Origin of the sequence: Streptosporangium sp. H16 (genome assembly GCF_051918855.1) — a bacterium.
Lineage (GTDB): Bacteria > Actinomycetota > Actinomycetes > Streptosporangiales > Streptosporangiaceae > Streptosporangium.
This window is the reverse complement of record NZ_JBPXMD010000003.1, coordinates 470,103-495,234: the sequence shown is the minus strand read 5'-3', so window position 1 is coordinate 495,234 and position 25,132 is coordinate 470,103. Positions and strand designations below refer to the sequence as shown.

The window sequence follows — 25,132 nt, the reverse complement described above, 5'->3', positions numbered from 1 at the left end:
TTCTCCGGGTGGATGCCGACCCGGCGGAAGCCCGGAGACCCGGTCGGGAAGTGTGCTTCCTGGCCGGGTCTCCGCGCATCTTGGAAGGGCCGTGCCTCCGCGGGCGGGAGGCCCCCGCCCGCTGCCCGCGGAGGCGCCGCCGTCCTCGGAACGCGCCTGGCCGGCGCGCCGCCGTGCTCGAAGACGTACCGGGCACGGCGCCTAGCTGTAGATGCCGAACTCCCAGAGCGAGTAGCCGTACGCCGTGCCGCGCTGGGTGAGGTTCACCCGGACGTACCTGGCCGACGCGTTGAGGTCGACGGAGTCGAACCCGCCGTCGCCGGTCGTGGTCGAGTGGACGGTGGTCCAGGTCGAGCCGTTGGTTGAGGTCTGGATCTGGTACGCCCTGCCGTACGCGCCCTCCCAGCCGAGCTGGACGTGCCTGATCGCGGTGGTCGCGCCGAGGTCGACCTGGATCCACTGCGGGTCGGCCCACTCGCTGGCCCACCGGGAGGTGAAGCTGCCGTCGGTGGCCCGGTTCGCGGTGAACGGGCCGCCGTCGCCGGTCGCCTGGTAGGAGGAGGCGGTGGTCGGCTTGCCGAGTGCCACGTTGGTCCCGGAGACCGTCGGCGGGACGACGCGGAACGACCGCTGCTCGATGCCCGCGTTGCCGTGCCCGTCGAAGGCGTACACGTACACCTTCCACACGCCCATCTGCTCCGGCGCGGTCACCGTGAACCTGCCGGGGCCGGTCTGGGTGAACCTGACGTTGTCGAAGCCGCGGTTGCCGTTGATGTGCTTGTTGCCGAACATCAGGTTGTAGCGGATCAGGTCGCTGTTCGGGTCGGTCGCGGCGACCTCGACGGTGAAGGTCTTCCCGGCCTGGACGGCGGTCTGCGAGCCGACCGTCATCGAGGTGATCTCCGGAGGGGTGTTCGCCGAGGGCTGCCCGGTGTAGGCCGCCTTGAGCGCGTGGTAGCCGTGCCTGCGCCAGCCGCCGGTGGTGGTGTTGAGCCACACCCCGCCGAAGTCGTTCTCCAGGCCGTAGTGGAACTCGGTCGCGCCGAGCGCGACGCCGGGGTGGCCCTTGATCGCGTTCCAGCTGGCGGTGTACTGGTCCCGCTTCTGCAGGTCGGTCGGCTCGTCGGGGACGCCGTTGACGTCGTTGGGCACCTCCCACTCGCCGTCGGGCCCGGCCTCGGTGACGATGTACGGCTTGGTGTACCCGCCGCTGATCCAGTCCGGCTTGACGGTGTGGATGGCGCCGTAGGAGTTGACCGCGAGCAGGTCGAGGGCGGGGGAGTGGGCCTTGTAGTAGGTCCAGGCGTGGGTGTAGGCGTCGGTGGATGTGACCGGGTGGTTGGGGTCGGCGGCGTGGATCGCCTGCGCCACCTCGTTGACGAACTTCGCGTACGCCACCCGCCGCTGCTCGACCACGTCGGCCGGCAGGCCGTGGTCCTGCATGGTGAGGATGACCTCGTTGCCGACGTCCCACATGAGCACGCCCTGGCGGCCCTTGAGGGCGTTCACCCTGGCGACGATCTCGTTCTTCACGCTGTTCTTGTACGCGGTGTCGTTGACGTAGTCGGCGCCCTGGTTGAGCCAGTGCCCGACGATGACCTTGATGCCCTGCTGGGCGGCCCTGTCGAGCAGCGCCGGGGTGTGGGTGTCGTCGACGCCCCAGGTGCGGATCGTGTTGACGCCCATCGCCGCCAGGTCGCGCATGTAGCCGTCGGCCGCGGCCTGCGGCGGGCCGTAGGTCAGGCCCTTGACCAGGTACGGGGCGCCGTTCACCTGGAGCTGCCAGTTGCCCTGCGAACCGGTCACCCTGACCGTGCTCGGCCCGGCCGGGGTCGCCGGGTCGGTCATCGCGGCGGGGACGGTGCCGGCCTGCCTGGCGACCGAGATCCGGTCCACGCTGAGCACGCCGCCGGAGGTGGTGGCGGCGGTCGGCGTCGTGGTTCCCGCGAGCGCGTTGGGCAGCGAGCCGCCGATGGCGAGGTCGAGGCGGAGGTAGAAGCCGTGGTGCAGGGCCGCCCTCCACGCGGTGACGCCGACCTGGCTCTGGCGCACGACCCAGGTCTGCCTGCCGTCGAGGTAGAAGCGGATCTCCTCGTCGGTCTTGGTGCGGTCGATGACCTGGGCGTACTCGTGGTAGCCGGTCTGGCAGCCGTCGCAGGTGGCGAAACCGCTGGTGCGGCCGTTGTACTCGTTGCACACGCCCTCGGGCGCGGTGCCGCAGTGCAGGGTGTTGGCCAGCTGGTCGCGGCCGTTGACGCCGGTCATGATGTCGGTCTCGCCGACGGACGGCCAGTTGTTGTAGTTGCCCCGGTAGGCGGCGCCGGTCGCGCGGAAGCCGGGCCAGTAGCCCAGGGCGTTCGCGACGTCGGGCTGCTTGAGCCGGGCGCTGAACCTGAGCAGCTCGCCCGGCTGGGGCGCGAAGTCGGTGCGCTGGGTCTCGATCCGGCCGGAGGTCCAGTTGCCCGCGCCGTCCTTGATCGCCTTGATGTTCAGGTTGCCGGTGCCGTCGAGGTGGACGTTGGCCGTCGAGGCGCTCATGGTCTCGACCTCGCCGGTGCCCCAGTTCGCGGCGCCGCCGGGGTAGGAGGTGCCGGTGCGCAGGATCCAGTCGGCGGCCGAGGGGGAGGTGCCGGCCGCTCCGTTGAAGTCGTCCTTCCACACCTCGGTCCAGGTGCCGGGCTCCTCGGGCTCCTCAGGTTCCTGGGAGCCGCCCGTGCTGCCGTAGACCTGGAACTCCCACAGCGAGTAGCCGTAGCCGGTGCCCCGGGCGGTGCCGTGCATCCGCACGTACCGGCCCGAGCCCGAGACGTTGAGGGTCTGGGTGCCGCCGGTGCCGGTGGTGGTGGAGTAGACGTCGGTCCAGGAGGAGCCGTCGGCCGATGTCTGGATCTTGAACGACCTGCCGTACGCGGCCTCCCAGGTCAGCACCACCCGGCTGATCGTGGCCGTCTCGCCGAGGTCGACCTGGAGCCACTGCGGGTCGCTGAACGCGCTGGCCCAGCGGGTTCCCGTCGGGTTCCCGTCGACCGCCAGCGACGCGACGTAGCCGGCGCCCTCGGACGACGAGGCCGTCGCTGTCTTGCCCTGCGACAGCAGGCCGTCGGCCGCCGCCGCGGGGCCGGTGAATGCCAGCCCGGAAAGGACCAGTGCCGCCAGAGCGGCGATGACCAGGCCCAACCGGAAGCGGCCCGAACTACGAGCTGGATACACGATCTCTCCTCGAAAGGGGGATGCCCGCCAGGGGACGGCGAGGGGGAGAGCGCTCTCCGTAACCGAGGGTGCTCCCGGGGTCGAGCGGTGTCAAGGCCCTTCTTCTCGCGAGATCGAAACGCGCTGCTCACACACCCGAAACTTCACCCCAATGGACATATCCCTTCAAAGCCCACCTTTCCGCACGTCCGTCGAGGCGTCCACGGAGAGAAGGTGGGCGCGTCCCTGTGTCGGTGACGTGAACGGCGGGTTTCAGATTGGGTTGGCTGTCGTCTTGACAATTCGCAACAGGGGGGATCAACCTCGGAGGAGAGCGCTCTCCCTGTGCCGTTCCCCACGGCCACCCCCCACTGAAGGAGAGGCAATGCGCCCATCCCGAAGTCCAGTCAGGTTCCGCCTGGGACTGGTCGCCGCCACCCTCACCGCGCTGGTCGCGGCCGGTCTGGCGATCACCTCCCCCGCCGGCGCGGCGGACGGCTTGATCTCCCAGAGCCGGCCCGCGACCGCCTCCTCCTCGGAAGGGGGCGGTTACGGCGCCGGAGCCGCCTTCGACGGCGACAACGGGACCCGGTGGTCCAGCGCCGCCGCCGACCCGCAGTGGCTCCAGGTCGACCTGGGCGCCACCGCGACGATCTCCCAGGTCGTGCTCAACTGGGAGGGCGCGTACGGCAGGTCGTTCAAGATCCAGACATCGGCCGACGGCTCCTCCTGGACCGACGTCTACTCCACCACCACCGGCACCGGCGGCACCCAGACCCTCAACGTCTCGGGCTCGGGCCGGTACGTGCGGATGCACGGCACCGCCCGGGGCACCGGCTACGGCTACTCGCTGTGGGAGTTCAAGGTGTACGGCACCGGTGGCTCCCCGGTCACCCCGAGGCCGAAGCCGACGTTCACCGACGAGGTGACGCACCACGAGTTCCAGGCCAACTGCTCCCCGACGGCGAACCGGCCCGACGACCCGATCGTCTACCCCGGCCTGCCCGGCGCCTCGCACATGCACACCTTCGTCGGCAACAGGACGACCAACGCGCACAGCACGTCGTCCTCGCTCCTCGGCGGCGGCACCTCGTGCACCAACCCGCACGACAGGTCGGCCTACTGGTTCCCGAGCTTCTACAAGGGCACCCAGCTGATCGAGCCGACCGGCAACCAGGTCATCTACTACAAGTCCGGCATCCTCAACTACTGGGAGGTGCAGCCCTTCCCACAGGGCCTGCGCTTCGTCGTCGGCAGCCCGACCGCGACGCTGGCGGAGTTCCGCGACTCCCCGGGCGCCGTCGAGGGCTTCGAGTGCGGCGACATCTCCAAGAGCTGGGACATCCCGACGTCCTGCGTGGCGGGCAGCCAGGTGAACGTCCGCTACCAGGCGCCGAGCTGCTGGGACGGCGTCAACCTCGACAGCGCCAACCACAAGAGCCACATGTCCTACCCGGCCGGCGGTTACTGCCCGCCCAGCCACCCGGTGGCGGTGCCGATGCTGGAGTTCAAGATCGCCTTCCCCGCCAGCGGTGACCTGTCGCAGGCGCGGCTGGCCAGCGGGCGCGGTTACACCTGGCACTACGACTTCTTCAACGCCTGGGACGACCCCGCCATCCTCGACGCCCTGGTGACCCACTGCATCAACGGCGGCCTCCAGTGCAACCCGCGCGGCTACGACCTGTACAAGCCGCACCGCGGCGCCGCCCTCACGGAGAACTTCGAGCTTCCCTGACCTTCTCTGACCCTCCTTGACCGCATGTGCCCGGCTCCGGCCTGGGGTGCCCCGGACTCCGGCACCCGCGGGCCGGGGCCGGGCACGTGCTTTTCCCGGCCGCCTTTTCCGGCAAGGACCCTGCCGGCAAGGACTCTCCCGACAAGGGTTTTCTCGGCAGGGCCTTTCCCGACGCGGGCCCCGGCGTGTCCGCTGCCGGACATTGACAGCGCGGGACCGCCGTGACGTACTGGAGAGCGCTCTCCGACAGCGAAGGGAAACACACGTGGGCATCGACGAGCTCGACCGGCTGGTGGAGAAGCTGGACCTGGAACGCAAGGTGCGGCTGCTCACCGGGGCGACCGTGTGGTCCACCCACGCGGAGCCCGGCATCGGGCTGCGGGCCATGGTCACCTCCGACGGCCCGGTCGGCGTGCGCGGGGAGGGGTGGGACGAGCGGAGCACCTCCCTGACCCTGCCCTCCGCGACCGCACTGGCCGCCACCTGGGACGACGACCTGGTGGAACTGCTGGGCGGCCTGCTCGCCGGCGAGGCACGGCGCAAGGGCGTGGACGTCCTGCTCGCCCCGACGCTCAACCTGCACCGCTCGCCGCTCGGCGGGCGCCACTTCGAGTGCTACTCCGAGGACCCCCTGCTGACCGGCAGGATCGGCGCCGCCTGCGTCCGGGGCGTCCAGGCGGGCGGGGTGGCGGCCACCGCCAAGCACTACGTCGCCAACGACTCCGAGACCGAACGGCTCACCCTCGACGCCCGCGTCGACGAGCAGACCCTGCGCGAGCTGTACCTGGCGCCGTTCGAGGCCGCGGTGGAGGCGGGCGTCTGGGTCGTCATGTCCGCCTACAACGGGGTGAACGGGACCACGATGTCGGAGAGCCCTCTCCTGGCCGACCCGCTCAAGGGGGCGTGGGGGTTCGACGGGGTGGTCGTGTCGGACTGGGGCGGCGTCCGCTCCACCGGTCCCGCCGCCCGCGCCGCGCAGGACCTCGCGATGCCGGGGCCGGAGGGCACCTGGGGGGAGGCGCTGGTCGCCGCGGTGCGCGCGGGCGAGGTGCCGGAGGCCGCGATCGACGACAAGGTCCGGCGCCTGCTCCGGCTGGCCTCCCGGGTCGGCGCGCTGGACCTCGCCGCCGATGCCGCCGACGCCCCGCCCGCCCTCCCCGGCCCCGCCGAACGGGAGGACGCCGGCGAGCAGGGAGGGTACGGGGCCGCCCGCACGCTGTTGCGCCGGGCCGTCGCCGCGAGCACCGTCCTCCTGCGCAACGAGGACTCGCTGCTCCCCCTGGACCCCGCGCGGCTGCGCAGGGTCGCCGTGCTCGGGCCGAACGCCGCCGCCGCCCGGATCCAGGGAGGCGGCAGCGCGGGCGTGTACCCCGTGTCCGTCGTGTCCCCCCTCGACGGCATCCGCGAGGCGCTGTCCGGTACGGCGGAGGTGCTCCACCGCCCCGGCCCGCACCTCGACGACCGGCCGACCCCGCTGGGCACGGACAACGCCCGCGACCCCCTGACCGGCGAACCCGGCGTCCTGGTCCGGCTGCTGGACGGCGCCGGAGCCGAGATCCACGCCGAACACCGGCTGACCGGCCGCATCCTGGAACCCGCGCGGATCGACGCCGCCGCCACCGTCGAGATCCGCGCCCTGCTGAGCCCGGAGGTGGACGGCCTGTGGGAGCTGGCCGTCGCCGGATGGGGTCACGTCCTGCTGGAGGCGGACGGCCACGTCCTGGTCGACGAGGAGGTGGAGCGTGACACCGACGACCCCGCCACCGTGCACCTGTCCCCGCCGTACCGGCGCGCTCGGTTCCCCGTGACGGCGGGCCGGGACGTGGAGCTCGTCTCCCGGCGGCGGCTCGATCCCGGCAGCGGGATCGCCTCGGTCCTGGCCGCGGACCCGCCCCGGCGCGCCGACGAGGTGGAGCTGGCCGCCGCGGTGGAGCTCGCCCGCACCTGCGACGCCGTCGTCGTCGTGGTCGGCTCCACGGAGGAGATCGAGAACGAGGGCGCCGACCGCGCCCACCTGAACCTGCCGGGACGCCAGGACGAGCTGGTCCGGGCGGTGGCCGCGGCCAACCCGGCGACCGTCGTGGTCGTCAACTCCGGCGGCCCGATGGTCCTGCCGTGGCGCGAGGAGGTGCCGGCCGTGCTCCTGAGCTGGTTCCCCGGGCAGGAGGCGGGGCACGGCCTCGCCGACGTCCTGTTCGGCCGGGCAGAACCCGGGGGCCGGCTGCCCACGACCTGGGCCGGCAGGGCGCTCGTCTCCACCGTCCCGCGGGACGGGACGCTCGCCTACACCGAGGGTCTCGACATCGGTTACCGTGCCTGGCTGCGGCGGCCCGAGCCGCCGGCGTACTGGTTCGGGCACGGCCTCGGATACACGTCCTGGTCCTACGAGGACGTCTCCGTGCCCTGGGACGTCTCCCCGGAGAGCCCGCTGCCCGTCCGGGTACGGCTGCGCAACACCGGCGAGCGCGCCGGTCGCGAGGTCGTCCAGGTCTACCTGTCCCGGCCGGAGACGGGCGTGACCCGTCCCGCGCGCTGGCTGGCCGGCTACGCCCTCGCCGACGCGGGGCCGGGCGAGGTCGTCGAGGTCACGGTGGACGTCCCGGCGCGGGCCTTCCGGCACTGGTCGGCCGAGCACCACGCCTGGCGGGCCGAGGAGGGCGCCTTCACGGTGCTCGCCGGACGCTCGGCCGCCGACCTGCCGCTGAGCGCCGAGGTGCTCCTCGGCACGGAGCCGCCGACCTCGGGAGAGTCCTCGGGAGAGCGCTCTCTCGCTGTGCTATAAAAGCCCTATGAGCGAAGGCCTGCCGCGAGTGTCGGCGCCCCCGACCTTGGAGGATGTGGCGCGGGCGGCGGGAGTCTCCCGTGCCACGGTCTCGCGCGTGATCAACGGGATCCGCAACGTGGATCTCGCGATCCAGGAGAAGGTCAAGCAGGCGATCGCCCTCACCGGCTACGTGCCCAACCAGGCCGCGCGCTCCCTGGTCACCCGGCGTACGGGGACGATCGCCCTGATCGTCTCCGGGGCGGGCAGCAGCGAGGAGAGCCCGTTTCCCGGCCACGTCTTCGCCGATCCGTTCTTCGGGCGCGTGGCCGGGGGTGTCGTCGGTTTCCTGCGCCCGCTGGGCATCTATCCGATCCTGATGTTCGCCGACACCCCGGAGACCCGCGACCAGGTCATCGGCTACCTGCGCCGGGGCAACGTCGACGGGGCCATCCTGGTCTCCATCAGCGCCGAGGACACGTTGCCCAAGTTGCTCGCCGACGCCTCGCTGCCCGCGGTGCTCTTCGCCAGACCGGCCAGGCCGATCCCGATCAGCTACGTCGACGTCGGGCACCGGGCCGGGGGCAAGCTGGCCGCCGACCATCTCGTCGCCCGGGGCTGTCGCAGGCCGGCGACCATCTCCGGCCCGCTCGACGTCCCGGCCGGCCAGGACCGCCTGGCGGGCTTCCAGGAGGCGATGGCCGTGCACGGCCATCCCTACATCCCCTGCGCCGAGGGCAACTTCACCCTTCACAGCGGCGAGGTGGCGATGGAACGGCTGCTCGCCGAGCATCCCGACATCGACGGCGTCTTCGCGGCCAACGACCTGATGGCCCAGGGGGCCCTGCTGGTGCTGCGCCAGCACGGGCGCAGCGTGCCCGGTGACGTGGCCATGGTGGGTTTCGACGACAGCAGCGCGGCGCTGGCCTGCCGCCCGCCGCTCACCACCGTCCGCCACCCCGTCGAGGACATGGCGGCCGAGATGGGACGGCTGCTGCTGACCCACATCGAGCATCCGGATCATCCGGTGACCTCGCGGATCTTCGAACCGACGCTGGTGGTCAGGGAGTCCGCCTGATCCGGGGGAGCGGCCGGTGCGGCCGCTCCGCGGGGTGCGGGCCGGACGTCTAGCGTTCGGCGAGGGGGCTGGTCGCCTGGACGTGCGGGGCGACCTCCGAGCAGTCCGGCGGGGGGCCCATCGCCGCCGTGCGGGAGATCACGGTGAAGGACGCGTCGAGGTTGGTCAGCTTCAGAAGCTTCAGGACGACCGGTGGGGCTCCGGCCAGGAGCAGAGGCGTGTCGTGCTCGCGTGCGTACCGTTTGACGGCGATCAGCGCGCTCAGGCCGCACGCGTCGATGAAGGTGACACCGGCCAGGTCGATGATGACCGTGCCGGGGCGGGCGTCGATGACGTCCTGGGTGAAGGCCGACAGGTCCGGCCTGGTGGCGAGGTCGAGCTCGCCGGCCACCGTGATGACCACGAAGCCGTTCGCGTGCTCGCTCGTGAGTTGAAGTGCGTTCATCGCCCACTTCCCTGCAGGCTCACGTGAATGTACGTATCCGGCCAGGGGGTGTCGCTCGGACGCCTGGCCTCAGATCGTCGCCTCCCCGGTCGCGTCGTGCGGGCGCGGAGGGGGTGGACCATCTGAAGCCACGATACTCCCTAACGGTGCGAATCATCGCTTTCCGTGATCGTATAGCTTCGAAGCGAAGTGTAGATGCCAACCTGCATATGTGCCAGCTATTCGAGGAAACAGCTTTGTGACCCCGCCCGAACGTGGGTGCGGAGGTGCGGGAAAGCCGGTTCCCGAATGACGGGAGAGAGGCGTGAGCCGGCTGGGAAAGCCGGCCCGACCTGGGAGGGGTCAGCCCGGGGAGTGGCTCGGTGCCATGGCGTCGAGCGCTTCGCGCAGGCTGTCCCGCGTCTCGAAGTGCCGGTCGAGATTGGTGATCGTCAACAGGTGGGTGATCATGCCGGGGCTCACCACCAGCATGAGGCGGCCGTGGGCCTCCTTGAGACGGGTGAGCGTGCCCACGAGGACCCCCAATCCCACCGAGTCGCAGAACGGCACTCCCGTCAGGTCCATCACCAGGTTCGGGGTGCCCGCCTCGTGCAGGACGTGGTCGATTTCCGCGCGCAACCGGGGAGCCACGGCCATGTCGAGCTCGCCCGTCGCCTGCACGACCACACAGGTGCCACTGCGCCATGTCTGAACATCGAATGTTGAGATCACGATCATCACCTCCGTGCCTTTCCAGCTGCCCTGACAGAAGGTTGTTATGCACTTAGCTCACTTTTTGCAGATGTTGTCCGTTGCTGTTCTTGCTGTCGGGGTCGCGGCAGGGGTAGCGCTCGGGGCGGGCGAGGCGGTCGTCTCCTTCACGGTGACCTTCTTCGCCGGGGCGTGTTTCCGGCCCACGACCACCTCGATCTTGTCGCCCAGGCTCTCCAGGGGGCGCAGTTCCGCCCCGGGCAGCGCGGCGGCGACCGTGCGTGCGGAATCCTCGCGGCCGGGGCCGTAGCGGATGACGGTCTTCTCGAAGTCCTTCTGCGGGGTGTTGCCCGGGGTCTCGGGCACCAGGAAGCCGACTCTCTGCAGGTCGGCCCTGGTCTGCGCGCCCAGGCCGGTGATCGTGGTGCCGTTGAGCACCCTGAGGGCGATCCGCGAGGGCGCGACGGTCAGCGCGGGAGCCGAGGGGGAGGCCGCAGGGGTGGGCGTGGACTTGCCGGGTTTGGCGGGCTTGACCAGCGTCTCGTCGGCGGCGATCCTGCGGAACAGCTCCTTGGCCGCCTCCTTGTCCCAGAGCACCGCGGACTCGCCGGTCGGCGTCTTGTAGTCGACGTCGGCGAGCGGGACCGTGGCGAAGGCCACGTCGTCGGTGGAGACGTCCTTGAGCTGGTCGGCCAGGCCGAGCAGGTCCCCGCGCAGAGCGTCGTCCACCCGGATCGTGTCGAGCGTGGTGTCGACGAACGAGGCGAGCCTGACCGGGTTGGTCAGCGTCTCGCCGCTGAGCGCCTGGTTCAGCAGCGCGGAGATCACCTGTTGCTGGCGGTCGATGCGGTCGAGGTCGGAGCGGGCGGTGGCGCGGGTGCGGGCGTAGGAGAGGGCCTTGACGCCGTCGAAGGAGTAGGTGCCCGGCTGCAGGTCGAGCGCGGTCTTCGGGTCGTTGATCGGGACCGGGGTGCAGACCGAGATGCCGCCGAGGGCGTCGACCACCTCGATGAAGCCCAGCACGTTGACCTCGACGTAGTGGTGCAGGGTCAGGCCCGTGGCGGCCTGCACCGTGCGTGTCGCGAGTTTTGGGCCGCCGAGCTGGTAGGCGGCGTTGATCTTGTGCATGCCCTTGCCGGGGACCGTCGTCCAGGTGTCGCGGGGGAGGCTGACCACGGTGACCTTGCTGTGGTCCTCCGACACGTGGATCACCATCATGGTGTCGGTGCGCTCGCCGGTCTCGCGGCCCAGCTTGAGCTGGTTCTGCTGCTTGCGGGTGAGGTCGTCGCGCTTGTCGACGCCGACCACCAGGATGTTCATGGCGCCGGTGCTCGACCGCGAGCCGGGGACCCCCGCGTCGACCGCCTCGATCTTCGTCGTGGCGTAGTTGGTCAGCGCCCAGGTCACTCCGGAGCTGCCCAGAACCAGGCACGAGAGCGCGCCGGCGATCACGAGACCGCGCCGCCGGGTGCGGGCACCCCTCGCCGACCTGCGATCACGCCTCGGGTTCACCCGAACGCTGCCGTAGGCGTCGCCGCCTACGTGCACACCCGAATCCTCCTCCGGGTCGCGCATGCATGGCCCCCTAGGCTCCAGCTGGGTCGATGAGGTACCCGTTCGTACAGTAGCGTGAGCGACGCCATGAAGCAGTTCCCCGACTCGCCCGCGCCGGCGTCGTCTTCCGAGACACGTGTCTGGCCCCCCATCTCCATCGTCATCCCGGTGCTGAACGAGGAGCGCCATCTGCGGGAGGCGGTGCGTCAGGTGCTCTCGCAGCGGTACGCGGGACCGATCGAGGTCGTTCTCGCGATCGGCCCCTCTCGCGACCGTACCCAGGAGGTCGCCGACGAAATCGCCGCCGACGACCCCCGCGTGGTCGTCGTGCCCAATCCGACCGGCCGCACCCCCAACGCGCTCAACGCCGCCATCGCCGCGTCCGGCAACGCGATCATCGCCAGGGTGGACGGCCACGCGATGCTCCCCGACGACTACCTCCAGGTCGCGGTGGAGACCCTCGAGGAGACCGGCGCCGACAACGTGGGCGGCGTCATGGCGGCCGAGGGCGTCACGCCGTTCGAGCAGGCGGTGGCCCGCGCGATGACGTCCAAGATCGGTGTCGGCGGCGCCCGGTTCCACACCGGCGGCACCGCGGGCCCGGCCGACACGGTCTACCTCGGCGTGTTCCGCCGCGCCGCGCTGGAGCGGGTCGGCGGCTACGACGAGCACTTCCAGCGGGCCCAGGACTGGGAGATGAACCACCGCATCCGCGAGACGGGCGGCCTGGTCTGGTTCCAGCCCCGGATGCGCGTCTCCTACCGGCCCAGGCCCGACCTCAAGGCGCTCGCCAAGCAGTACTTCCACTACGGCCGCTGGCGCAGGGTGGTCGCCCGCACCCACGAGGGCACGATCAACCTGCGCTACCTGGCGCCGCCCCTGGCCGTGCTGGCCATCCTCGCGGGCCTGGTGGTCTCCCCGTTCTTCTGGCCGGGGCTGCTGATCCCGGGCGGCTACCTGGCGGCGATCCTGGCCGGTTCCGCGGTCACCGGCAGCGGCCTGCCCGCCTCGGCGCTCGTCCGGTTGCCGCTGGTCTACGTCACCATGCACATGTCGTGGGGCTGGGGCTTCCTGACGAGCCCGAGAAGGCTCGGCAAGCCCGACCGCGCGGGCGGCTGACCCCCGGGGCGGACGCCGCTCAGGGGCGGGCGTCGACCACCTGACCGGTGATGCCGGAGGCGAGCACGTCCAGCGAGGTGCGGGCGACGGCGGACGGGGCGCGCGGGCCCGGCGGCGCCGTGGCTTCGGCCCGCCCGGGATCCACGCAGTTGACCCGCACCCCGTACCCGGCCCATTCCTCCGCGAGTGCCCGGGTCAGGCCGGCCACGGCGGCTCCCGCGAAGGAGCGCAGGCCGTCTCCCGCCGCGTCCCGGGCGCGGGAGGGAGCGTGGAACAGCAGCTGTCCCCGCGTCTCGCGGAGATGGGGGAGGGCCGCCCTGGCGACGGTGACGGGGCCCAGGTGGTTCAGGCTCACGGTCTCGGCGATCGCGGTGTCGTCCGCCGCGTCGATCCTGCCCGGGGGCGCGCCCGCCGCGCTGACCACGTAGTCGATCCCGCCCGTCTCCTTGACGATCCGGGCGAGCGCGTCGGCCACCGCCCGGAAGTCGTCGACGCGGACCACGTCCGGCGTACCGGGAAGGCTCGCCGCACCGGGGAGGGGGAACACGCGGGCGCCGTGGTGCCCGGCCAGTTCCGCCACCTCGGCGCCGGCGCCGTCGTCCGAGCCGAAGACCACCACGGTCCTGCCCTCCAGCACCTCGCGCAGGGCGGTGCCGGAGCGGGCGGGGACGTCGCTCGCGGCGAGCCGCAGGAGCTTGTCGGCGATGAAGAGGTCCACCGGGTGCGTGACCTTCATGTTCCGCTCGCTGCCCGGCACCACGTGGATCGGCACGTCGGGAAGGTATCGCAGCACCACCCCGCAGTCGTCGGTGGGCGGCCGGTCGCCGAAGCCGGGATCGGCGAAGGCGCGCTCGTACGCCTCGCGGATCACCGAGAGCCGGAAGCACTGCGGGGTCTGGACGCGGCGCAGGCCGGCACGGTCGGGGACGTCGCTGACGATCTCCCCGTGCGGCCCCTGCGAGGTCACCACGATCGTGTCGGAACTCGGGATCGCCACCTCGACCGCCGAGAAGGTCCTCAGCGCCTCGACGCAGTCGGCGATGATCCTGGGCTCCGCCAGCGGGCGTACGGCGTCGTGCAGCAGCACGAGGCACTCCCGCGTGCCCAGGGCCCGCAGCGCCCGCCAGGTGGTCTCCGGGCGGCTCGCGCCGCCCTCCAGGATCCTGCCGACCTTCATGAAGCCGTTGCGCTCGACGATCCGCTCCACCTCGCCGGTGAAGCCGGGCGCCATCATGACCATGATCTCGTCGACCTCCGGCGACCCCTCGAACAGGGCGAGGGTGTGTTCGAGGATCGTCCTGCCGGCTATCTCCAGCAGCTGCTTGGGGGTGTCGTGGCCGACGCGCCGGCCGACGCCGCCTGCCAGGACCACACCGACGGTTCGGGGACGCGGTTCACGTTCGGCCACGATCAGATTCCTTTGACAGTTCGGATATGGCGAGCGTAATGGGTGCGTACCCGATCGTCCGGCGTGCTCCCGTGCTATCCCGTCAAGATCTAGCTACGCTGAGTGCGCACTCCCCGATTCGTACGGTGATCCCGTCGGATACGAAGGAGCCCGGATTGCCCGACCCTCACGCCATCGCCTCGTCCGACGCCTCACAGGCGGTCGCGGTCGTGCTCGCCACCACCGAGACGTCCGGCCTCCGGTGCTCCGGCGGGACCCTGCTCGACAGGCTGACCGGCCAGCTCGCCACCCTTCCCGTACGGGACGTGCACGTGGTGGCCCGTTCCAGCGACATCATCCACGCGCCCGGCGGTACCCACATGATCGGGGCCGAGGGGTCGAGGGGGCTCGCCGACGACCTGCGCAGGATCGCGAAGGTGGCCCGCTCGTCCATCGGCCCGGTGCTGGTGGTCGCCGGCGACCTGGTGGCGCACACCGAGGCGCTGGCCATGCTCGTGGAGCACCCGGCCCGCGGCACCGGCGCGCTGGTGGGCGAGACGGGCCAGGCGGGCCAGGTGGGCCGGGCCCCGGGGCCGGCGCGCCCGCCGGTCAGGACCGACGGCAGGTCCGTGGTGGCCGCGGGCACCTCCTTCCACGAGGCCGGCGAGACCAACGGCACCTTCAGGGGCGCCTTCCAGGTCGGCGTGTCCGACCTCGCGGGCTTCGCCGAGATCGCCGAGACGCTCGCCGAGCTCGCCGAGACGGGCGCCTTCGGCCCGATGGACGCCGGCGAGGCCCCCGGCCTGCTCCTGGTCGGCCTGGTCCGCTCCGGCGTCCAGGTGCGCGCGGCCAGGCTCGGACGCCTGCACGCCGACCGGATGGCCGGGCAGGCGGACGCCGACACGGCCGTGTCCCGGCTGGCCGAGATCGACGAGGGCGAGGCCCGGCTGGACGCCGCGGTCAAGACCAACGACGGCTTCTTCGCCACGTACGGGGTGAGCTCCTGGTCCAGGCACCTCGTGAAGTCGGTCGCCAGGCTCGGCCTGACGCCGAACGCGGTCACCGGCATCTCCGTCGGCTTCGCCGCGCTCGCCGCGATCTGGTTCTCCGTGGGCACCCGGCCCGGTCTGGTCGCCGGGGCGGTCCTGCTCTACCTGTCGTTCGTGCTCGACTGCGTCGACGGCCAGCTCGCCCGCTACACCCGGACCTTCTCGCCGCTCGGGGCGTGGCTGGACGCCACCTTCGACCGCGTCAAGGAGTACGCCGTCTACCTGGGCCTCGCCATCGGGTACGCGGCAGGGCTGGACGTCGCGGGCGGCGGCCCGGACGGCATCTGGGCGCTGGCGGTGTCCGCGATGATCCTGCAGATGCTCCGCCACACGATCGACTTCTCGTACTCGGGGGCGCGCGCCGACGCGAGCCGGGTGGGCGCGGCCTGGGCCAGGCCGGCGGGTTCGCTGGCCGACCCGGCAGGTGACGCGAGGCGGACGGCGGCGCCGCACCGGCCGGATCGGCGGGCCGCGTTCGCGGGTGCCGACGCGGGACGGACGCCGGGCACGGGCAACGCGGTCGTGCGGCTCTCGCGGGCCATGGAGAAGGCGTCGCTCACCCGCTGGTTCAAGAAGATCATCGTGTTGCCCATCGGGGAGCGGATGGCCCTGATCGCGGTGACCGCCGCCCTCTTCAACGCCCGGGTGACCTTCGTCGCGCTGCTGGTCTGGGGCGGGATCGCCGCCCTCTACATCCTCTTCGGCCGGATGGGCAGGTCGCTCAGCCGATGACCCGGGGCGGCGGGATCCATGACCGGCGGGACGGATCTTCCGCCAGGCGAGTGGGAAAAACAGGTGCGATCATGATTTCTGTGCATATGGCGCCGGTGCCGCGGAGTGTCGTGGTCGCCTACCGGGACGACGGGGTGCTGTCGAGGGGCATGGGCGCCCTGGTGGCCGGGCAACTCCCGCCGCTGCCGCCCGCGATCGTCGGGATGTTCGTGACCGGGGTGCTGCTCCTGGTCGGGGTGGCCGGCACCGACGGGCCGGCGGTGTTCGCCCCCGCGGTGGCGCTGCTGCTGGCCGGTCTCGGAAGCTCCCACCCGCACGACGGCCGGCTCGACTGGCTGGTGCCGCCGGTCCTGCGCCTCACCGAGTACGGCTTCGTGGCCTCGGTGGGCTTCGCGCACGACGTGCCACCGTGGCTGATCTTCATGCTGCTCGGCGCGATGGCCTTCCACCACTACGACGTCGTCTACCGGCTGAGGCAGCGGGTCTACCCCCCGTCCTGGCTGGCCACGTCCGGCCTCGGCTGGGACGGCCGGATGCTGCTGATCGCCCTCGGCGGGCTCGCCGGGCAGGTCACGCTGGTGTTCGCCCTGCTCGCGCTCTACCTGTGGTGCCTTTTCTCCTGGGAGAGCGTCACCTGCTGGCTGGCCGCCCCGCGGGTCGGGGTGGACACCGGGGTGGACGCGGCCGACCTCGGCGCACACGATTGAGAACGTCCGGCGAACCCCGGATTACACGATCAGGGCCCGAAGGCAACTAATCTTTGGGGCCTAGGAGTGCCCGCCGGGAGGCTCTCACCCGAATGAGGAGTGCACGTTGCTGGGAATGGTGCTGGCCGCCGGGGCCGGACGACGCCTGCGGCCGTACACGGACACGCTGCCCAAGGCGCTCGTGCCGGTCGACGGCGACACCACGATCATGGACATTTCGCTGCGCAACCTCGCGGCGGCCGATCTCCGTGATGTCGTGGTCATCGTCGGCTACCAGGCGCAGGCGGTACACGAGCGCAAGGCCGAGCTGGAACGGCGGCACGGCGTGAAGCTCACCCTCGTGCACAACGACAAGGCCGAGGAGTGGAACAACGCCTACTCCCTGTGGTGCGCGCGCGACTACTTCGACCAGGGTGTGCTCCTGGTCAACGGCGACACGGTGCACCCCGTCTCGGTGGAGGAGACGCTGCTCTCCGCGCCGGCGACCACCGACATCCTGCTCGCGGTCGACGACGTCAAGAAGCTCGCCGACGAGGAGATGAAGGTCACCCTGGACGGCGACCGCCACCTGCGGCTGATCACCAAGCTGATGGACCCGGCCGCCGCCGCCGGTGAGTACATCGGCGCCACGCTCATCCGGCCTGGCATCGGCGACCGCCTCGCCGACGCCCTCCAAGCCACCTTCGAGCGCGACCCGCAGCTCTACTACGAGGACGGCTACCAGGAGCTCGTCGCCCGCGGCGAGAAGATCGCCGTCGCTCCGATCGGTGACGTCCCGTGGGTCGAGGTAGACAACCACGACGACCTCGCCAAGGCGCGGGAGATCGCGTGCCGATACTAGCCAGGATGCTCCCGGCCCCCCTGTCCATGGAGGTGCGCCGGGGCGCCGTCGCCCAGTTGGGCTCGTTGCTGGCCGACAGCAGGGTGGCGACCTCGGGGCGGGTGGCGGTGGCCGTGGGCGCGGGCCAGGGAGACCGGATCGCCTCGGTGATCACTCCCTCGCTCGGCGAGGCCCAGGTCTTCCGGGTGCCCGACGGCTCGGTCGACGCGGCGATCTCGCTCGGTGCCGACCTGCGCAAGGGCGCGTACGAGGCGGTCGTGGGCATCGGCGGCGGCAAGACCATCGACGTGACCAAGTACGCCGCGTCGCTGGCCGGGATCCCGATGGTGGCGGTGGCCACCAACCTGTCGCACGACGGGATCTGCTCGCCGGTGGCCTCGCTCACGCACGACGGCGGCAAGGGCTCCTTCGGCGTGCCCATGCCGCTGGCCATCATGGTGGATCTCGATTTCGTACACGACGCGCCCGCCTCGCTGGTCCGTTCCGGGGTCGGCGACGTGGTCAGCAACCTCTCGGCGATCGAGGACTGGCAGCTCGGCGCGAGCGAGCGCGGGGAGCCGATCGACGGCCTGGCCTGCGCGATGTCCAGGACCTCGGCGGAGGCGGTGATCGGCAGATCCGACTCGATCGAGTCCGACGCGTTCCTCACCGTGCTGGCCGAGGCGCTCATCCTGTCGGGCATGTCGATGGTGGTCGCCGGATCCTCACGTCCTTCGAGTGGCGGAGACCATGAGATCCTGCATGCCGTGGATCAGCTCTTTCCCGGCACCTCCAACCACGGCGAGCTCGCCGGGATAGGTGCCGCATTCTGTTTCTTCCTTCGCGAGGACTCGCGGAGGCTCAACCAGGTCGTCGACTGCCTGCGCGGGCACGAGCTGCCGGTCACCCCCATCGACGTGGGGCTGTCCGCGGCCCAGTTCACCGAGGCGGTCATGCTGGCCCCGGCCACGCGCCCCGGCCGCTACACGATCCTTGAGCACCTGCGCCTGTCGGAGCCGGAGATTCACGATCGGGTGGAGGATTATGTCCGGGCCGTCGGTCGCTGAGCTCCGTGCGGTGGCCCAGCCGCACTCGACCATGGATCGCAACAGCGGCGAGCACTGGGCCGGCGCGCTCTACATGCGCAAGCTGTCGATCTACGTCACCTGGTTCCTCGCCAAGACGCCGATCACCCCCAACCAGACCACCTGGCTGATGATCCTCACCGGCCTGCTGGCCGGAGCCGTGCTCGCGCTGCCCGGGCTCTGGGCGGCCGTCCTCGCGGCCCTGCTGGTCCAGCTTTACCTGCTGCTCGACTGCTCCGACGGCGAGCTGGCCCGCTGGACCGGCCGCACCTCCATCACCGGCGTCTACCTCGACCGGGTCGGCCACTACTTCGCCGAGGCGGCCATCCTCATCGGGCTGGGGTTCCGGGCGTCGGAGATCCTGCCCGACTGGTACACCGTGATCGGGTTCGCCGCCGCGCTCGGCGCCATCCTGATCAAGGCGGAGACCGACCTGGTCGACGTGGCCCGAGCCCGCTCCGGGCTGGTCGCGGCGAGCGAGGCCTCGGCCGAGCACTTCCGGTCGCGCGGGCTGGGCATGGCGCGCAGGGCGGCCGCCGCGCTGAAATTCCACCGGATCGTGCAGGCGGTCGAGCTGTCCCTCCTCATCGTGGTCGCCGCGATCTGGGACGCCCTCAACGGGGGGCTGGCGGCGACGAGGATCCTCGTGGTGGCCTGCGTGGTCGTCGCCGTGCTGCAGATGGTCCTGCATCTGATCAGCATTCTGGCGTCCAGGCGGCTTTCATGAGGAACCGGATGGCGTCCGGGCGCGTCGTAAGTGCGAACACCCCGCTGTTTGGTGGGTGTTCGCCAGCGGTTCCGATACGCTTGTCCCCCGATATACCAGGAAACTCCAGCCCCGCCAGAATTCCCGACCCAGCAGACTCGGTGATCATGAAAGTATGCTCCGTACGTGCTCTCGACGCGTCAGGACGATGACCCGTTGAAGATCTCGTGCGTCATCCTCACCATGGGCAACCGGGTCCCCGAGCTGGACCGGGCGGTCGAGTCCGCGCTGAACCAGGTCGACGGTGACGTCGAGGTGGTCATCGTCGGCAACGGCACGGACGTTCCCGAGCTGTCGGCCACCGTGCCTCAGGGGTCCTCGGCCTCGATCAGGAGCGTGCGGCTGAACCACAACGCGGGTATTCCCGCGGGCCGCAACCGCGGCGTCGAGGAGTGCTCGGGCGACGTCGTCCTCTTCCTCGACGACGACGGCTGGTACGCCGACATGGGGCTCGTCTCCCACCTGCGGGAGCGCTTCTCCACCGAGCACGACCTCGCGGTCGTCTCCTTCAGGGTGAAGGACCCCGACGGCGGCATCGGCCAGCGCCGCCACGTCCCCCGCCTGCGCGCGGGCGACCCCGAGCGGTCCTCCCCGGTCACCACCTTCCTGGGCGGCGCGTGCGCCATCCGCCGCTCGGCCTTCCTCCAGGTCGGTGGTCTCCCCGAGCGTTTCTTCTACGCCCACGAGGAGACCGACCTGGCCTGGCGGCTCCTCGGCGAGGGCTACCGCATCGAGTACGACGCCCAGACGGTCATGTACCACCCGCAGGTCCCCCCGACCCGGCACACCGACTTCTACCGCCTCAACGCCCGCAACCGGGTCTGGCTGGCCCGCCGCAACCTTCCCTGGGTGCTGGCCGGGCTCTACCTCCTCAACTGGATCGTGCTGACCCTGGTCCGCGAGCGCTCCAGGCCGGCCCTGCGCGCCTGGTTCAAGGGCTTCACCGAGGGGCTCCGCGAGCCCGCGGGCGAGCGCCGTCCCATGGGCTGGAACACCGCCTGGCGCATGCTCCGCCTCGGTCGCCCGCCGATCGTCTGATCCCCGATCCGCAGTGGACGTTTACACCCTCGGCGAGGCGTTCGGCGTCGTCACCAGCGGCCGGATCCGTCACGAGCACGAGGCCAGGCTGGACGTCGCCGGGGCCGAGTTCACCGTCGCGGTCGGGCTGTCCAGGCTCGGCCACCGGGTGGGCTGGCTGGGCAAGGTCGGCGGCGACGAGCTGGGGGCCAGGATCCTCACCGCGCTGCGCGGCGAGGGCGTGGACGTCTCCGACGCCCGGGTGGACGAGGGGTCCCCGACCGGGATCCTCCTGAAGGAGTCGCGGCTCGGCCAGGCGTCCAGGGTCACGTACTACCGCACCGGCGTCAGGCTCGCCCAGGGGAATGTTCCGGTGGACCGGATCGCGGCCTCCCGCGTCCTGCACGTCAGCGGGATCACCGCCGCGCTGAGCGCGCGCGACGCCATGCACGCCGCCGTACGCGCCGCGCGGACCGCCGGGGTCGCGGTCTCGGTGGCGATCGACTACCACGACCAGCTCTGGCCCGACCTGCGCGAGGCCGAGGAGATCCTCAGCGTGCTGGCCTGCTCGGCCGACGTGCTGTTCGTCCGGCAGACCGAGCTCGACCTGGTCAAGCCCGCGCTCACCGGGGATCGCGAGGTCATCGTGACCCGCGGCGCCCGGGGGGCGAGCGTGCGGGTCGACGGTGTCCGCCACGACGCCGCGAACCTCTCCACGCCCGTGGTCGACCCCAACGGCTCCGGGGACGCCTTCGTCGCGGGTTATCTCAGCGCGCTGCTGGAAGGTCTGCACCCGGCCGACCGGTTGCGCCGGGGCGGCCTGCTCGCGGCCTTCGCCTCGTCGGGGCCCAGCGACTGGCAGGGCCTGCCGACGAGGGCCGAACTGCCCCTCCTGGAGCTCGACGCCTGATCCCGCACGCGGCTCCTGTCAGGGCTGTCAGGGCTCCTTGGCCTCGCCGAGCGTCATGGCCAGGTGGGAGACCGTGCTCGTCACCAGGGCGCGCTTGGGCAGGCCGAGCTCGCTCAGCTCCTTGGCGATCGGATGGTTGCCCAGGCGGATGAGAGCGCCGCCGGGACGCGTGCGGATCCCCCGGGGGGACAGCGACCAGGGGATGCGGCGGGTGACGCCGTCCAGGTGGCTGTAGGCGTCGAGGGGGGTCATCATGCCGGTGCCCGGCACCGGGACGCCCGGTTTGATCAGCAGGTCCAGCACCAGGCGGCCGTCCTTGCGCACGATGCACCGTTTGTAGGGGGAGGACAGGCGCAGGTCGATGTCGGCGAGCTCCTTGGGGAAGCCCCAGATGGCGCGACCCGCCTCCAGGGTGAAGCCCTGGTCGACGGGGAGCCAGTGGACGAACGCCCCGGCGCCGGTGCGGTGCAGCTCGGCCAGGTTCGCGCGCAGCCCTCCGCCGGGAACGTGGCCGGAGCCGGGAGGCCTGGCCAGGAAGGCGACGCCGAACTCGTGGTAGCAGCCCAGGTCACCGTCGAGATAGTCGGCGAACACCAGCGTGCACAGGGCCTTGCGGGGCAGCACCTCGGCGACGTCCAGGTGCGAGTAGGCGATCACCGCCCGCGCGGCGTCCGCCCTGACCAGGTAGGACGCGCTGCAGACCATGACGTCGCGGACGCGGACCGGCATGGTGACCTCGCGCCCCTGAATCAGATGGCGTGCCATGCCTCCAGTACACCAATCTCCAGGCCGGACGTCACTGTTTTGCCCGCCCATTCCTCCAGCCGCCCCACGAACGCGCCCGCGTGGTCCGGCCAGTTGTGGTGGGCCAGGGCCTCGGCGTGGCCGCGCGCGCCCGTCGCGGCCGCCCCTTCCGGGTCGCCCCGCAACGCCAGCACCGCGCGTACCACCGCCTGCGCGTCCCCGAAGGGGACGACGACACCGCACCCGGTCCTCTCGACCATGGACGCCGCGGCGGGCAGGGGGGTGGTGACCACCGGGACTCCCCGGGACATGTAATCGATGATCTTGGCCGGTACGGGCCGGGGGCCGGGAGCGTCGTGCGGGAGCGACAGGCCGGCGATCGCCCCCTCGGCCATCCGCAGCGCGTGCCGGTTGGGCACGTAGCCGTACCAGTCGAGCAGGCCCTCCCGCTGCGCGTCCCGCAGCAGCGGCCTGATCCGGACGTCGGCGGAGCCGATCAGGTCGAGCCTGATCCCGTACGGGAGCAGCAGCCGGGCCGTTTCCACCAGCTCGGCCACGCCACCGGCCTCGGAGAGGTGACCCACGTGGACCACCCGGTTCCGGCCGGGCGGCGCGGGCGGCACAGGGGGCACGTAGGCGGCGTTGGGCACGACCGGGTGGGTGCCGGAGAACCGCTCCCGGTAGGAGTCCTCGGCCAGGATCAGGTGCAGGCGGTGCTCCGCGCGGGCCTCGACCCGGCGTACCAGCGCGGGCAGGGCCCGGCGCAGGTGGCCGGGGAGGCCGGTGGCCGTGTTCCAGGCGCCCAGGGCGGTCCCGACGTCGTCGCGCACGTCCCAGACGGTGACGGGGCGGCGCCTTGGCAGGCGGAACAGCAGCTCCGTGTCGTGCACGACCAGCAGGTCGGCGCCCTCCACCCCGCGTTCGAGTGCCCCCCGGGCGGCCTTCAGCGCCCGCCTGCGGCGCCCGGCGGTCGCCCGGGGCACGTCGATCGCCCGGATCCCGGGATCCGGGGTGACGTTGCAGTCGGTGAAGGGGGCGACGTAGGTGATCTCATGCCCGGCGTCGAGGAGCGACCGGATCTGCCGATGCATGATCCGGGCGTCCTCTGGGTGATGAGCGATTGTCGCGACGCATACCCGCATATCCCGATGCTGAGTGTTCGTTCCGTCATCACCGGATGTGTGGGGTTAATTACCGGGTAACTGACGCTGAACTCTCCTTGGCGGCGGGGGCGGCGCCGGCCGGTGCGGTGGTAGCGGCAGTGGTGTCGGCGGGCGGGGACGGGCGGCGGTAGAGCCAGACCAGGCGGGGTTCGAGCATCCACTTGAAGAGTTTGCGGGTCTCCGGCAGGCACAGCACGATGGCGAGGGCGAGCGAGCTGCACGCGATCGCCGCCACGCCCAGCGGGCCGTACAGCCAGGGGAAGCTCAGCCAGCCCTGGTCCTTGGCGATGACCACCACGACGCCGTGGAGCAGGTAGGCGTACAGGGTGCGGGTGCCGAGGTCGGAGAACCAGGTCTCGCCCCGGGGAACCAGCGCGAGCACCGCGACCGTCATGACCAGCGCGGCGACCAGCACGGCGCCGCGCACGCCGAGGCCCAGCCACCAGGACATGTCCATGCCCTTGAAGCTGTAGCGGAAGTAGATCGGGTCGCGAGGGACGTGGGGCGCGATGACGATCGCCACCCCGGCGGCGCCGATGAGGACGACCGCTGAGGTGATCTTGACCCAGAGGGGCTTGAGCAGGTCGAAGTGCTCCGGCTTGAGCAGCAGGCCGAGCACGTAGAACGGCAGCAGGCCGAAGAAGCGGTCGATGCTGAAGTCGCCGGAGATCTCCGAGAAGCCCGCGGCCATGTAGATGACCACCGCGACCAGCAGCGGCTGCCGCATCCGCGTCCAGATGGGCGTGGAGATCCGCCAGAGGACCAGGGCCAGCAGATACCAGTTCAGCCAGGCCGGATCAATTATCGTCAGCGTCCACTTCTGGCCAAGCCCGTAGCGGAGCAGCGCGTAACCGATCTCCACGACCACGTACGGGATCAGCAGGGTGTCGACCAGCTTGTTGATCTTCGCGTTGGAGTTCCAGAAGTTGCGGCCCAGGTAGCCGCTGATCAGCACGAACGCTGGCATGTGGAACATGTAGATGAACAGGTACGCGGCCTCCGCCGAGTGCGCCTTCAGGGTGGGGACCAGCGAGTGGCCCGTCACCACCAGGGCGATCAGGACGAACTTCACGTTGTCGAGGTAGGGCTCGCGCTTCTTCCTGGCCGCAGGGGCCGGGGCCTCCTCCTCGGCGATCGGCTCGCGCTCGCGCTCGGCCCGCAGTTCCTGCTCGGCCTGCGGGCCCTGGCTCCAGAACGAGGGCTCGCTCTCCCGGCTGGTGTTCTCCCAGTAGGAGAAGGGACGCTCGCCGGCCGGCCGCGGCTCCTGGCGGGGCCGCGGGGCGGACGGCGGTCGTCCCGGGTCCGGGAACCGCACGGGAGCCTGCGGCTCTCCGGGCAGCCGTGGCCGCCCGGGAAGCTGGGAGTCTCCGGGGACCCCGGGATATCCGGGGGCGGGTGCCCGGCCGGGAGCCCGAGGGGGCACGGCTCCCCCGGACGGGGGGACGCGCGGCGACGTGGGCGGCGGAGCCCAGTCGGGCCGGGGGGCCGGCACCTGGGGGGCGCCCTGCGGGGGAGTGGGGCCGTCCTGCGCCCACGACGGGGGGAAGTCCTCCCGCCCCCGCGGCGGGACCGGCGGGGCGGAACCCTCACGCCCTCGCGGCGGGACCGGAGGAGAGGAGTCCTCCCGCGGCGGGACCGAGGGGGAGGAATCCTCCTGTGCCCACGACGCCTGCGCCCACGACGAATCCTGCGCCCACGCCGGCCCTTCCTGGGACCACGCGGGCTCCTCGCGGATCCACGAGGGCTCCTGGGGGACCGGCTCGGCGTTCAGGGGCTTGGACAGGTCGAGCGGGTCGTGGGAGTCGTGGGGGCCACCGGCGTGCGGCTCGCGGTACGCCGGGTAGGCCCCCCACTCGGTGACCTCGCCGGGGCTCTCCTCCCGGTCGTCCCCGGCGTCGCGCCGGGACGCCCGGCCGGAGGCGGCCGGACCCGGGGACGGCGGCTCCGGCCATGAGGGCTGGGACCCGCCGGACGCCTGCGCGTGGCCGGGCCACGGGGCGGATCTCCGGCCCTGCCCGCCGGTGGACCCGCCGGAGCCGGGTTCGGAACCGCCGTCGTCCTGGGGGGCCGGCACCTGGAAGGATCGGATGTCGCTCACGAGGGGAAGGCTCAGCTATCTGTCGGAGACCGGGGAGTAGTCGGGCAGACTGGCGGGGTGCCCGGGGGGCGGGCCGGAAGTGC

General features: G+C 71.6%; 19 protein-coding genes. 11 read left to right on the top strand and 8 right to left on the bottom strand.

Going from position 1 to position 25,132, the window contains the following annotated elements; all coding sequences use genetic code 11:
• Nucleotides 1–201: 201 nt before the first annotated feature.
• Nucleotides 202–3,210 (bottom strand): galactose-binding domain-containing protein, encoded by a 3,009-nt coding sequence (locus tag ACTOQ2_RS07800; protein WP_440099021.1) that lies wholly within the window; start codon nucleotides 3,208–3,210, stop codon nucleotides 202–204.
• Nucleotides 3,211–3,574: 364 nt separating this feature from the next.
• Here ACTOQ2_RS07800 and ACTOQ2_RS07795 point away from each other — a divergent pair, with 364 nt between their 5' ends.
• From ACTOQ2_RS07795 to ACTOQ2_RS07785, 3 genes are all read left to right on the top strand, one after another.
• Nucleotides 3,575–4,924, top strand: a complete 1,350-nt coding sequence (locus tag ACTOQ2_RS07795) for a DUF1996 domain-containing protein (protein ID WP_440099020.1) — start codon at nucleotides 3,575–3,577, stop codon at nucleotides 4,922–4,924.
• 265 nt (nucleotides 4,925–5,189) lie between these two features.
• Nucleotides 5,190–7,706, top strand: coding sequence for a glycoside hydrolase family 3 C-terminal domain-containing protein (locus tag ACTOQ2_RS07790; protein WP_440099019.1), 2,517 nt, complete (start codon nucleotides 5,190–5,192; stop codon nucleotides 7,704–7,706).
• A 7-nt stretch (nucleotides 7,707–7,713) separates the two neighbouring features.
• Entirely contained in the window at nucleotides 7,714–8,763 is a 1,050-nt protein-coding gene (locus ACTOQ2_RS07785) for a LacI family DNA-binding transcriptional regulator (RefSeq protein WP_440099018.1), read from the top strand.
• A gap of 49 nt (nucleotides 8,764–8,812) precedes the next feature.
• Here the strand turns inward: ACTOQ2_RS07785 and ACTOQ2_RS07780 are convergent, their stop codons facing one another.
• The 3 genes from ACTOQ2_RS07780 to ACTOQ2_RS07770 all read right to left on the bottom strand — a co-directional run bounded on the left by ACTOQ2_RS07780 (nucleotide 8,813) and on the right by ACTOQ2_RS07770 (nucleotide 11,473).
• Nucleotides 8,813–9,208, bottom strand: a complete 396-nt coding sequence (locus tag ACTOQ2_RS07780) for an STAS domain-containing protein (RefSeq protein ID WP_440099017.1) — start codon at nucleotides 9,206–9,208, stop codon at nucleotides 8,813–8,815.
• A 342-nt stretch (nucleotides 9,209–9,550) separates the two neighbouring features.
• Nucleotides 9,551–9,919: an STAS domain-containing protein gene (locus tag ACTOQ2_RS07775; RefSeq protein WP_440099016.1), complete on the bottom strand. Its 369-nt coding sequence runs from the start codon at nucleotides 9,917–9,919 to the stop codon at nucleotides 9,551–9,553.
• 57 nt (nucleotides 9,920–9,976) lie between these two features.
• A complete protein-coding gene (locus ACTOQ2_RS07770) occupies nucleotides 9,977–11,473 on the bottom strand; it encodes an LCP family protein (RefSeq protein ID WP_440099015.1) in 1,497 nt (498 codons plus the stop codon).
• Nucleotides 11,474–11,539: 66 nt separating this feature from the next.
• On the opposite strand from ACTOQ2_RS07770, the gene ACTOQ2_RS07765 reads away from it, so the two are divergent.
• The gene (locus tag ACTOQ2_RS07765) at nucleotides 11,540–12,571 is read left to right on the top strand and encodes an ExoA family glycosyltransferase (protein ID WP_440099085.1); all 1,032 of its coding nucleotides are present in this window, start codon (nucleotides 11,540–11,542) and stop codon (nucleotides 12,569–12,571) included.
• A gap of 19 nt (nucleotides 12,572–12,590) precedes the next feature.
• Here ACTOQ2_RS07765 and ACTOQ2_RS07760 read toward each other — a convergent pair whose 3' ends face one another.
• Nucleotides 12,591–13,979 (bottom strand): SDR family NAD(P)-dependent oxidoreductase, encoded by a 1,389-nt coding sequence (locus tag ACTOQ2_RS07760; protein ID WP_440099014.1) that lies wholly within the window; start codon nucleotides 13,977–13,979, stop codon nucleotides 12,591–12,593.
• A gap of 155 nt (nucleotides 13,980–14,134) precedes the next feature.
• Between ACTOQ2_RS07760 and ACTOQ2_RS07755 the strand changes: the two genes are divergently transcribed.
• The 7 genes from ACTOQ2_RS07755 to ACTOQ2_RS07725 all read left to right on the top strand — a co-directional run bounded on the left by ACTOQ2_RS07755 (nucleotide 14,135) and on the right by ACTOQ2_RS07725 (nucleotide 21,044).
• Complete coding sequence (locus ACTOQ2_RS07755) at nucleotides 14,135–15,739, top strand: CDP-alcohol phosphatidyltransferase family protein (RefSeq protein WP_440099013.1); 1,605 nt, start codon at nucleotides 14,135–14,137, stop codon at nucleotides 15,737–15,739.
• Nucleotides 15,740–15,810: 71 nt separating this feature from the next.
• Nucleotides 15,811–16,446 (top strand): DUF5941 domain-containing protein, encoded by a 636-nt coding sequence (locus ACTOQ2_RS07750; RefSeq protein WP_440099012.1) that lies wholly within the window; start codon nucleotides 15,811–15,813, stop codon nucleotides 16,444–16,446.
• A gap of 106 nt (nucleotides 16,447–16,552) precedes the next feature.
• Complete coding sequence (locus ACTOQ2_RS07745) at nucleotides 16,553–17,287, top strand: phosphocholine cytidylyltransferase family protein (protein WP_362679110.1); 735 nt, start codon at nucleotides 16,553–16,555, stop codon at nucleotides 17,285–17,287.
• 5 nt (nucleotides 17,288–17,292) lie between these two features.
• On the top strand, nucleotides 17,293–18,333 hold the full coding sequence (locus tag ACTOQ2_RS07740) for an iron-containing alcohol dehydrogenase family protein (protein ID WP_440084150.1): 1,041 nt from the start codon (nucleotides 17,293–17,295) through the stop codon (nucleotides 18,331–18,333).
• On the top strand, nucleotides 18,311–19,078 hold the full coding sequence (locus tag ACTOQ2_RS07735) for a CDP-alcohol phosphatidyltransferase family protein (protein ID WP_440099011.1): 768 nt from the start codon (nucleotides 18,311–18,313) through the stop codon (nucleotides 19,076–19,078). The genes ACTOQ2_RS07740 and ACTOQ2_RS07735 overlap by 23 nt, the downstream gene beginning before the upstream one ends.
• A 195-nt stretch (nucleotides 19,079–19,273) precedes the next feature.
• Entirely contained in the window at nucleotides 19,274–20,155 is an 882-nt protein-coding gene (locus ACTOQ2_RS07730; RefSeq protein ID WP_440099084.1) for a glycosyltransferase family 2 protein, read from the top strand.
• A gap of 13 nt (nucleotides 20,156–20,168) precedes the next feature.
• Nucleotides 20,169–21,044 carry a sugar kinase gene (locus ACTOQ2_RS07725; RefSeq protein WP_440099010.1) on the top strand — a complete coding sequence of 292 codons (876 nt, stop codon included), beginning with the start codon at nucleotides 20,169–20,171 and terminating at the stop codon, nucleotides 21,042–21,044.
• 27 nt (nucleotides 21,045–21,071) lie between these two features.
• Here the strand turns inward: ACTOQ2_RS07725 and ACTOQ2_RS07720 are convergent, their stop codons facing one another.
• The 3 genes from ACTOQ2_RS07720 to ACTOQ2_RS07710 all read right to left on the bottom strand — a co-directional run bounded on the left by ACTOQ2_RS07720 (nucleotide 21,072) and on the right by ACTOQ2_RS07710 (nucleotide 25,049).
• Nucleotides 21,072–21,809 carry an acetoacetate decarboxylase family protein gene (locus ACTOQ2_RS07720; RefSeq protein WP_440067509.1) on the bottom strand — a complete coding sequence of 246 codons (738 nt, stop codon included), beginning with the start codon at nucleotides 21,807–21,809 and terminating at the stop codon, nucleotides 21,072–21,074.
• A complete protein-coding gene (locus ACTOQ2_RS07715) occupies nucleotides 21,794–22,879 on the bottom strand; it encodes a glycosyltransferase (protein ID WP_440099009.1) in 1,086 nt (361 codons plus the stop codon). The genes ACTOQ2_RS07720 and ACTOQ2_RS07715 overlap by 16 nt, the downstream gene beginning before the upstream one ends.
• A gap of 100 nt (nucleotides 22,880–22,979) precedes the next feature.
• Nucleotides 22,980–25,049: an acyltransferase family protein gene (locus ACTOQ2_RS07710; protein WP_440099008.1), complete on the bottom strand. Its 2,070-nt coding sequence runs from the start codon at nucleotides 25,047–25,049 to the stop codon at nucleotides 22,980–22,982.
• Nucleotides 25,050–25,132: the final 83 nt, after the last annotated feature.